Source organism: Escherichia sp. WS1450, from assembly GCF_046487395.1.
Classification (GTDB): domain Bacteria; phylum Pseudomonadota; class Gammaproteobacteria; order Enterobacterales; family Enterobacteriaceae; genus Escherichia; species Escherichia coli.
Window position 1 is genome coordinate 1 of the sequence record NZ_JBJQJO010000084.1, and the last position, 3,174, is coordinate 3,174.

At 45.1% G+C, this 3,174-nt stretch carries 4 protein-coding genes and 2 pseudogenes; 4 read left to right on the forward strand and 2 right to left on the reverse strand.

From position 1 onward, the window contains the following. From ACJHYR_RS27275 to ACJHYR_RS27290, 4 genes and pseudogenes are all read left to right on the forward strand, one after another. A partial coding sequence (locus ACJHYR_RS27275) for an IS1 family transposase (protein ID WP_000851394.1) occupies window positions 1–96 on the forward strand: 96 nt, incomplete at its 5' end. A gap of 15 nt (window positions 97–111) precedes the next feature. Continuing rightward, a pseudogene (locus ACJHYR_RS27280) lies at window positions 112–390 on the forward strand (serine acetyltransferase); the annotation flags it as partial. Between the two features lie 102 nt (window positions 391–492). Next, on the forward strand, window positions 493–1,158 hold the full coding sequence (locus ACJHYR_RS27285) for a ProQ/FINO family protein (RefSeq protein ID WP_000536047.1): 666 nt from the start codon (window positions 493–495) through the stop codon (window positions 1,156–1,158). 57 nt (window positions 1,159–1,215) lie between these two features. Continuing rightward, a complete protein-coding gene (locus ACJHYR_RS27290) occupies window positions 1,216–1,506 on the forward strand; it encodes a hypothetical protein (RefSeq protein WP_000633743.1) in 291 nt (96 codons plus the stop codon). 677 nt (window positions 1,507–2,183) lie between these two features. Here the strand turns inward: ACJHYR_RS27290 and ACJHYR_RS27295 are convergent. Continuing rightward, window positions 2,184–2,681 (reverse strand): ATP-binding cassette domain-containing protein, encoded by a 498-nt coding sequence (locus ACJHYR_RS27295; protein WP_032297276.1) that lies wholly within the window; start codon window positions 2,679–2,681, stop codon window positions 2,184–2,186. Beyond that, window positions 2,655–3,174 (reverse strand): annotated as a pseudogene (locus ACJHYR_RS27300) (DDE-type integrase/transposase/recombinase); the annotation flags it as partial. The gene ACJHYR_RS27295 and the pseudogene ACJHYR_RS27300, both read right to left, overlap by 27 nt.

Genomic DNA, 3,174 nt, shown 5'->3' on the forward strand with positions numbered 1-3,174 from the left:
GCACGGCTGGGACGGAAGTCGCTGTCGTTCTCAAAATCGGTGGAGCTGCATGACAAAGTCATCGGGCATTATCTGAACATAAAACACTATCAATAAGTTGGAGTCATTACCCATGCAGGAATCGTCATTCATGGTAATGTTGATATCGGTGAGAATGTCATTATACGGCAGAATACAACCATTGGTGAAAAGGTTTCTGACAGTAGGGAAAACTATATTGTTATTGGTGATAATGTCGATATTGGTGCCCATACATGTATTATTGGGTTAAATGTGAAAATCGGAAGTAATGTTAAAATCGGGGCAATGTCTTTTATTATGGGAGATGTACCTGATAACTGTACTTATGTCACCAGGAAGGAATCCAGAGTGATAATTCGCGAACAGTAATGAAATACATGTTATTATTCTTCTGTTGGTGACTTTACCGACTCAGATATATACTATCTGTATGTCGTGCATTATATATTAACGATACGCAGAGGTGTGTATATGGGCAGTGTTACAAAGAAACCGTCACCTGTTGTTATTATTAAGAAAAAAAGACGAATTCTTTCTCATCAGGATGATGCTGTACAGGCAGTTCCTGATGATATAAAACCAGCGCCAGTAATGGAATTTAAAACCGACTCATTACCTCCTGAAATACCAGCCACAGTGGCCGGTTCCCCGGAACAACAGAAAAAAACAGGACGTAAGAAGAAGAAAAAAAAGAAGAACAATAGATGGAATCATGAGTTTATCCGACACAGTCTGGACTGTGTTAAAAAAACATTCCCTCAGTTACGGGCTGAAGAGGGGGGATATCATGCATTTAAAATAGGCATCTCAAAGGATGTCATGGCTTTTATTTCGGCCAGTCCTGAGTGTGGACTAACTGTAAAAGAATGGAATTGTGCTGTAAGGATGATTACTGGCGGTTACAAATATCTGCAGCGTATATCAGTCGCAGGTACTCCGCGTTATGGTCTGGATGGCAAAGTTCATGGAACTGTAACGGAGGAAGAAGCGCTGTATGCGCAGGCAAAACTTGAAAAACACACGCAGCGTTATAACGCCAGGATGAAAGAGACAGAAGATGCTCGTTGCAACCAACCATCGAAAACTGTCACACCGGACAGCAATTTGAAGGACGCCTGCATTCATAACGGGGCATAATTATGTGAAATGCTGTCCCGCTATGGAATCAAAATTGAGTAACGACACGAGGTTTTGATGATTACTGTTATTATTTCTGAGGTGGATGGCTGGCGTGAATGGAAACACCGCGCCCGAACAAAGGATGCACAGACAGCCATCATCCGGGCTATGAATAAACATTTTCCACGATCTTACAATTTTATCCCTGATGATATTGATAATGCACCTGTATTATTTGCAGCTGTAACACGTACACCGAACGTGAAAATAACCGGTCATATCTGGAAACCTATGTGGAACAGGGGAATTTGCTGGAACGTCAAAGGTCCGCCAGTAATCATCACGCTCATCCAGGGGGGCGCTTGAAATTCGGAAAATAAACCACGTTAAGACTATTTGGGGTTCTAAGCCGAAAACCTAGAAAATTCCGTAACCAAAGCCAGTAATTGACAGATTTGCATGACGTTGAATAGGTGACGGGTTATGTGACGAAATCTGATGCAGAAATCGTTGTTTCAGTGACAGTCACTCAATCGGTCGTTTATGTGACAACCCACGCCGTTACTGGTCGCGGAAAAATCCAGGTTTCGGGGTTTGAGGCTCAGTGGAACAATAACCGCCGTTAAGCGGTCATTTTAAATAGCCAAAAATCAACCAGCCAATTTACATCGTGAATCTGCGTTCTTGGCTATCTGTTTTGGGGGGGGCCAAGTTGGCTTTACTCATCCTGGCCGTTTGCGGAACAAACGACGTTGTTGATCTCAACAGATTGATTTACCTGTTATTGACCATTCAATTGAACCGCTTAACCGCCTTTTGAGTTCCACTACTCCCCAAACCCCAAATAGCTGTCTAGCGCGAAAAATCACTGCCCGTAACGTATCATATGGCTGGTACGAATAAATTCTCACTTACTGCACCATAAACGTACACGTCAAAACCTTCCAAACATGCTTCAAAAATCAACAAATTCGCTGTATCGGAAATTTCGGCGTTTCCGGCGTACAACCCCGATTAGATATAAATGAATTAACGTGTGTGGTTTATTGGTCTCTGCCTTCTCCAGCAATGACGCAAGACTTTGACATACCATCAAAAAAATGATCGGCGAGCTCCAGAATTCGTGGATTATGAGTTGTAATAATAACGGTAGGGCAATGCTGCCGGATATAGGTAATGATCTTTATCGCGAGTTCTTCGCCAATAGAGGCCGTGGGTTCATCAAGTACGATAATCTTTTTCTTACGGGCTAGGGCGCGGGCTATGCATAATCGCTGGATCTCTCCACCACTCAAACCACTACCCAGAGGATTAATATCCCGGTCTAGGAAAGCAAGGAAATGTTCTCCGCAGTCCTCTTTAATTAACCCTAATGAATTCAGGATGCAAAACAGTTCATCATCGGGAAGAATGTCATCGGTTCCATACAGAATATTATCACGAATAGTTCCCTGCACCAGAACGGCTTTTTGAGGCACAACAGCAACGTCCTCCAGGATAGACGCACTCAACTCTGTGTTCTTCGGTTCAAGCCCCAACATCCGGGCAAACTGCCGTGTTTCATTAGCCCGGTAGCATGAACCATTATCCGTCAGCCACTCTACTGGAGACGCCGGAAGCTCGTTGCCGAAGCGGCGTTCCACCGCTCCTGGCATGACGTCCTGTACTGTTTCACTGTCGAAGCCGCCCGTAGTGACCGCCCAGTACAGTGCCTCACGGTCACAGCAGTCCAGCGCGAACGTGACTCGCAGTTTTTCTCCGTTATCACAGCGGAACTCGAACCCGTCAGAGCACCATCGTTGATTGCTTTCTTTCATGGCCACTTTGCCAGTATGTGCCCGCTTCGATGGCGGTACAGCGGTTTTTCGCTCAAGCAACAGCGCATTCTGGCGCATGATCCGGTAAACACGTTTGGCATTGATCGCAGGCATACCATCAAGTTCGGCCTGTCTGCGAAGCAGCGCCCATACCCGACGATAACCATACGTGGGCAGCTCTCCGATAACATGGTGTATACGGAGAAGCACATCCGTA

Excerpts from the sequence above, each read along its gene's own strand:
- ACJHYR_RS27285 (WP_000536047.1), top strand. The coding sequence starts at position 493 with ATGGGCAGTGTTACAAAGAAACCGTCACCTGTTGTTATTATTAAGAAA.
- ACJHYR_RS27290 (WP_000633743.1), top strand. The coding sequence starts at position 1,216 with ATGATTACTGTTATTATTTCTGAGGTGGATGGCTGGCGTGAATGGAAA.
- ACJHYR_RS27295 (WP_032297276.1), bottom strand. The coding sequence starts at position 2,681 with ATGTTGGGGCTTGAACCGAAGAACACAGAGTTGAGTGCGTCTATCCTG.